The sequence below is a fragment of the Arthrobacter sp. NPDC056493 genome, from assembly GCF_042795115.1.
Classification (GTDB): Bacteria; Actinomycetota; Actinomycetes; order Actinomycetales; family Micrococcaceae; genus Arthrobacter.
Genome location: NZ_JBHTSL010000005.1, coordinates 154,855 through 155,612, shown reverse-complemented (window position 1 = coordinate 155,612; position 758 = coordinate 154,855). Strand labels below are relative to the sequence as shown.

Below are 758 nucleotides of genomic sequence, written 5' to 3'. Positions count from 1 at the left end.
GGCCGCACCCTTACAGTGCCTGGCGGCATGAAATTCAGAGTCCAGAACCCGTAACGCTAGCGGTTCCGGTCCTCGTCGATTGCTTCGTCGTCCGCCAGGTCGAGGTCCTCTTCGTCGAAGTCGTCTTCGTCGATGTCCACGTCCGCCTGGGCGTCGCTCTTGTACGGGTCGGCGTCGCCGGCGTGCTTGGCGTTCTTAGCCAACTCGGCCACCTCGGCATCACGCTGCTTAGCGGTGCGGAGCAGCTCTTCGAGGTTGGACGCATTCACGGGGATCTGGTCCGCGACAAATTCAAGCGTGGGAGTCAGCCGGGCAGTGATGTTCCGGCCCACTTCCTGCCGAAGCACACCCTTGGCCTTTTCCAGCCCCTTGGCAGCATCAGCCTGCACGGCCGGGTCGCCAAACACGGTGTAGTAGACGGTGGCATGCTGCAGGTCATTGGTCACTCGGGCATCAGTGACAGTGATCCCCTCTAGCCGGGGATCCTTCACCCTCCGGCCCAAAGCCTCAGCAACAACAACCTTAATCCGCTGCGCCATCTTGGCAGCGCGTGCCGGATCAGCCATTTTTACTCCTAAGTATGGATGTACGACGGCGCGACGGCGGCTTACGTACACAAGTTCAATAATTGCCACGCACCCAAGGCGAGTCTACGACGGACGCCGTTGGAAAATTTACGGCGGCTCTTTGGAGCCGTGGAGGGGGCCCGGAGTGGCATCGGGCCTGCCGGAGCTGGGTGGCGAACGTCGAACTACGTC

1 protein-coding gene is annotated in these 758 nt (G+C 61.5%); it reads right to left on the bottom strand.

The annotated features are described in order from the left end of the window. Positions 1–56 precede the first annotated feature (56 nt). Entirely contained in the window at positions 57–566 is a 510-nt protein-coding gene (rbfA, locus tag ACFQ50_RS03930) for a 30S ribosome-binding factor RbfA (RefSeq protein ID WP_377994206.1), read from the bottom strand. Positions 567–758 lie beyond the last annotated feature (192 nt).